Here is a 4,878-nt window from a genome sequence, read left to right on the forward strand (position 1 = left end):
CACGGTGATTGCCGCCAGAAGCGGCGTTTCCTTGAACATCGCGATGAAATAGTTCGCCAGTGCCGGGATCATCGGCGGGATCGCCTGCGGAATGATGATATTGACCCAGGTCTGGTGCATCGTGAGATTCACGGCCTTTGCCGCCTCCCACTGACCGCGCGGGATATTGTCGATGCCCGCACGATAGACTTCGGCCGTGTAGGTCGCATAATGCAGGCCAAGCCCGATTACCCCAGCCGCCAGCGGCGAGAGAACCAGCCCCATATCGGGCAGGATGTAGAAGAGGAAATAGAGCTGCACCAGAAGCGGTGTGCCGCGCACGAATTCGGCGAGAAAACCGAGCGTGCGGGACAGGAGCCGGTTCGGCGACCGCCGTCCGATGGCCAGCCCAAGTCCCGCGAACATCGCGAGCACCGTGCCCAAGAGCGTCGCCTGAATGGTAACGATCACACCCTGCCCAAGCTGCGGCATAATCTCCCAGACGAAGGCCCAGTCCCACTTCATCGCCCTATGCCCTCGTCACGTCGAGCCCACGCGACAGATGCCGCTCAAGTGCCCGGATGGAATTTGACAGGATCAGTGAGAACACGAAATAGAGCATAAGGATTGTCAGGAAGGGCACCGCTGTCGATCCGGTCTGGGCGCGCACAACCTGTGCCTGAAAGGTCATGTCAGAGAGTGATATCAGCGAAACAATGGCCGTGCCCTTCAGAAGCTCTATCGCGTTGTTGCCGAAAGTCGGCAACATCAGAACAAAGGCTTGCGGCAGGATCACATGACGCATTTCCTGAAACCGCGTGAGATTGAGCGCGGTGCAGGCTTCATATTGTTCGCGCGGGACTGACTTGATGGCCCCCCTCACCACTTCGGCGGCATAAGCCCCGACGTTAAGGCCCAGCGCCAGCACCCCCGCCTGCATCGGCGTTAGGGGAATGCCCAAAAGCGGCAAAACGAAATAGGCCCAGAAAAGCTGAACAAAGATCGATGTGCCGCGGAAAAACTCGATATAGGCGGTCGCCAGCCAGCGCAGGGGCCAGTAGCGCGACACCCGGCCCAGACCGCCGACAAAGGCAGCGACCAGCGCAAGCGCGCAGGACAACAGCGTGATCTGAACGGTCACGCCCGCGCCCGAAAGGATCAGGCCGATATATCCGGACCATAGTTCCATGGGTTAGCTGTCTCGCCAGAGGTGGGGGGAGGGGGCGGCGGAACCGCCCCCCTTATTGCTCAGTTCGGTCCGCCGCAAAGCGTCTCGCGATCGGTCTGCATCGCGGCTGCTGCCGAATAGCCATAAGGTTCGACGATCGCGGCAAACTCGCCATTTTCCTTCATCTCGGCCAGCACCGCGTCATATGCGTCCCGAAGCGCGCTATCTTCCTTGCGGAAGGCAACACCGGCGCAGAAGATTGGCGTATTCTCGACCGGCGCGAACATTTCGAGACCCGAACCCTCGCCCGCCTTTTTCAGAAGGTCCGAAATCGACAGAACCGGCAGCGCATAGACATCGATGCGGCCATCCTGCAGCATCTTGGAGCCGGACTGTGGATCCGGCACCACGATCACGTTGGCACGGTCCACGCCCGCCTCGATCGCCAGCTTCTCCTCGGTGCCGCCGCCGACAACGCCGACCTTGGCGCCGCTCGAGGCGATGTCGGCAAAGCTCTTCAACCCCATCGGGTTGCCTTCCTTGACCATGAAGCTTTCCGCGTCACAAAGGTCGGGCTGAGAAAAGGCAACAGCCTCGCAGCGCTCCGGTTTGATGAAGAGGCCAGCCGCGACCATGTCGAAGCGCTGTGCCTGAAGGCCGGGGATCATCGCACCATATTCCGAGATAGAGGCGACAATCTCTTCCACGCCCATCTTTTTCAGCACGGCCAGCGCCACATCAGGGCCAGCCCCCGAAACCTTTCCGTCAGCGGTTACCTGCGTCCAAGGCGGCTCGTTGGCGATGGCGATCCGGGCAAAGCCCTGCGATTGCAAGCCTTCTATATCGGCGGCCTGTGCCGCGCTGGTCGCACTCAACGCGCTGACGCCAAATGCAGTGAGTGTCAGAAATGTCGTGAGTTTCATTCTTCGATTCTCCTCGCTGTTGTCGGACCTGTGGTCCAATTCGTTTCGTCGCCTCAGATCCGTTGACCTGCTGCGACGATCTTGCGCAGGAAGGCCTTGGTCCGTTCCTCCTGCGGGTCGGTGAAAATCTGATCGGGTGGACCCTCTTCGACGATGCGGCCCCCGTCGAAAAACAGAACCCGGTCGGCAAAATCATGGGCGAAGCTCATCTCATGCGTCACGAGCAGCATCGTCATGTCGGTTTCCTCGGCCAGCCGTCGCATGACGTTCAGCACTTCCTCGACCAGTTCGGGGTCAAGCGCCGAGGTAACCTCGTCGAAGAGCATGATCTTCGGCTTCAGTGCGAGAGCGCGGGCAATGGCGACGCGCTGCTTCTGACCGCCTGAAAGCTGTGCCGGCTTCTGCCCGGCCTTATCGGCCATTCCGACCATTTCCAGCAGCTGCATCGCATCCGCTTCGGCATCGGCCTTTGCGGCGCCCTTGGTCAGGATCGGCGCTAGCGTGACATTCTGCAGCACGGTTTTGTGTGGGAACAGATTGAAAAGCTGGAAAACCATGCCGACCTTGGCGCGCATCTTGTGCAGATGCGCCTCGTCTGCGGGCACCAGCGCATCGCCGCGCTTCATGTGCCACAAGGGTTCGCCCTCCATCTCGATCATGCCGGAATTGATCGCCTCGAGCGTCATCAGGATACGCAGGATGGTGGTCTTGCCCGATCCTGACGGCCCGATCAGCGCCAGCTTCTCGCCGGGACGGACATCGAAGCTGAGATCCTTCAGAACCTGGAATGCGCCAAAGCTCTTGTTTACCTTGTCGATGCGGATGATCGGTGATGCCACCGGTTTAGCCCCCTGACGTCAAACATTGTCTTAGTGGGGCGCAAATTGAAATGAGAACAATTGCGAGTCAAACTCTATATTAAATCATGACAATTTTTAGATCGTCAAAAGCGCAGGTTCTGGATGGCTTCGTGCGAGCCGCGCAACGGTGGCAAGGCCACGCCCCAGCGCCTCTTCGGTTGCGGCGCCGATGCAGATGCGGACCGCCGGCGGGTTAGGCCGGTCGCCCAGCGTGAAAGAGGAGCCAGGCGCCACCGCGACCCCGTTCAGCCGCGCGTGAGCGACGAATTCCTCTTCGGTCCAGGGCTCAGGCAAGGGCAGCCACACATGTAGGCCGTTCGGCGAGGCGCGGAAGTCGATCCCGGAAAGAACCTCTGCAGCCAACCGATTGCGCCGGCTGAGCGCATCGATCTGCCAGTCGAGCAACCGGGCGGCTGTCCCGTCTTCGATCCAGCGCGATGTGATCTCGGCCAAAATGGGCGTCGCCATCCAGTTCGTCACAAGATGCCGGTTCGCGACCGCAGCCTCGAATCGTTCCGGAGCGACCAGATAGCCGGTCCGCAGCCCCGGCATGATGCATTTGCTGAACCCGGTGAAGTAGAATGTGCGGTCCGGCGCGAGGGCTGCGATGGGGTCTGGCCTGTCCGGTTGAACCGGCCCCCAGGCGTCATTTTCGATCATCAGCACGTCATGACGCTCGGCGATTGCGCAAATTTCGCGTCGCCGCGCCAGACCCATGACCGCCGTCGTAGGGTTGAGCCCGGCAGGCATGAGAAAAAGCGCCCGAACCGCATTGGTGCGGCACACGGCATCGAAATCCGCCGGCACAATGCCTTCGGCATCAATCCGAAGGCCCTTCAGGCGCAGGCCGAGATAGCGGCAAAGTGGTTTCAGCGTGTGATGCCCGACCTCTTCGGTCACGACAAGATCGCCCGGACTGGCTGCGGCCATCAGCGCAATGGTCATTGCCGAGGTGCTGCCATTGGTGAGCAGGACAGAGTCAGTCCGTGCGGCCAACCCGCAGAGCCGCAGCCATTTCAGTGCGCTGCTCTGGCTGTTCCTGAGTGCGACCGAGGGGCGGAAGGACAGGACAGCAGAGGCTGGCATTTCTTCCCCCAGCCGCGACAGGGCCGCCCGCATCTGGTCTACATGAATCTGGTCACAGACCGGCTTCAGAATCGAGCAATCAACGAGGCGGTCATATTGACTATCAGGCAAAAAGGGTGGCTTTGCGTCGCCCTGAGTTGCGCGTACGAAGGTGCCGCGCCCCACCTCGCCGGTGATAATGCCCCGGGCGATAAGATCCTCGTACGCGCGGCTGACCGTCTGCACGCTGATACCGAGCCGGTAGGCAAGATCGCGATGCGTGGGCAGCCGGTCGCCAGCTTTCAATGCGCCGGCCTCGACGGCACGCAGGACGGCTTCGGCCAGCGAACGATAGGCGGGTCGTTTCAAATCTTCGGGGTTTGGCATCCAAATTGTCATGATTCAATTATGGATCTAATCAGAACAATTGACAAGCCCCACGTCACCAAACATTCTTCGCCGCATGTCCCAGATCAAGCTCGATAAACGCGACCTGCAGATCCTGTCGATCCTTTCCCGTGAAGGGCGCATCACCAAGTCCGAACTGGCTGCGCGGATCAATCTTTCCGCCACGCCCTGTTGGGAGCGGCTAAGGCGGCTGGAAGAGGCCGGCATCATCACGGGCTACCGCGCCGAGATCGAGCTTAGAAAGATCGCGCCGCATGTCACCGTCTTTGTGGTGGCCGAGTTGGAAAGTCACCGTGCCTTACGCATGCGCGCTTTTGAAGATGCCATGGCAGCCTATGACGAAGTTGTCGCCTGCTGGGCGCTCGGGGGTAGCTTTGACTATCTTCTGCAAGTTGTTACGCGCGATATCGACAGCTATCAGCGGCTGATCGACCGGATGCTGGCGGAAGGCCTAGGGCTCAGCCGCTACTTCACC

The 4,878-nt window shown here is 60.4% G+C and carries 6 protein-coding genes; 1 reads left to right on the plus strand and 5 read right to left on the minus strand.

Features of this window, described 5'->3' with window-relative positions; all coding sequences use genetic code 11:
* The 5 genes from ehuD to WBB85_RS00060 all read right to left on the minus strand — a co-directional run.
* The coding region (gene ehuD / locus WBB85_RS00040) for an ectoine/hydroxyectoine ABC transporter permease subunit EhuD (protein ID WP_432636575.1) at nt 1–504 on the minus strand (504 nt) is incomplete at its 3' end.
* Nucleotides 505–508: 4 nt separating this feature from the next.
* Complete coding sequence (gene ehuC / locus WBB85_RS00045; RefSeq protein ID WP_432636576.1) at nt 509–1,168, minus strand: ectoine/hydroxyectoine ABC transporter permease subunit EhuC; 660 nt, start codon at nt 1,166–1,168, stop codon at nt 509–511.
* A 59-nt stretch (nt 1,169–1,227) separates the two neighbouring features.
* Nucleotides 1,228–2,070, minus strand: coding sequence for an ectoine/hydroxyectoine ABC transporter substrate-binding protein EhuB (ehuB, locus tag WBB85_RS00050; RefSeq protein WP_432636577.1), 843 nt, complete (start codon nt 2,068–2,070; stop codon nt 1,228–1,230).
* A 53-nt stretch (nt 2,071–2,123) separates the two neighbouring features.
* The gene (gene ehuA / locus WBB85_RS00055) at nt 2,124–2,909 is read right to left on the minus strand and encodes an ectoine/hydroxyectoine ABC transporter ATP-binding protein EhuA (protein WP_432636578.1); all 786 of its coding nucleotides are present in this window, start codon (nt 2,907–2,909) and stop codon (nt 2,124–2,126) included.
* 96 nt (nt 2,910–3,005) lie between these two features.
* The gene (locus WBB85_RS00060) at nt 3,006–4,382 is read right to left on the minus strand and encodes a PLP-dependent aminotransferase family protein (protein ID WP_432636579.1); all 1,377 of its coding nucleotides are present in this window, start codon (nt 4,380–4,382) and stop codon (nt 3,006–3,008) included.
* Between the two features lie 85 nt (nt 4,383–4,467).
* Between WBB85_RS00060 and WBB85_RS00065 the strand changes: the two genes are divergently transcribed.
* Nucleotides 4,468–4,878, plus strand: a 411-nt coding sequence (locus WBB85_RS00065) for an Lrp/AsnC family transcriptional regulator (RefSeq protein ID WP_432636580.1), incomplete at its 3' end; no start/stop codon positions are given.

The sequence above is a fragment of the Albidovulum sp. genome (genome assembly GCF_049646345.1).
Taxonomy (GTDB): Bacteria; Pseudomonadota; Alphaproteobacteria; order Rhodobacterales; family Rhodobacteraceae; genus Albidovulum.

Coding starts and splice junctions, on each gene's coding strand:
- ehuB (WP_432636577.1), bottom strand. CDS start 2,070: ATGAAACTCACGACATTTCTGACACTCACTGCATTTGGCGTCAGCGCG.
- ehuC (WP_432636576.1), bottom strand. CDS start 1,168: ATGGAACTATGGTCCGGATATATCGGCCTGATCCTTTCGGGCGCGGGC.
- WBB85_RS00060 (WP_432636579.1), bottom strand. CDS start 4,382: ATGCCAAACCCCGAAGATTTGAAACGACCCGCCTATCGTTCGCTGGCC.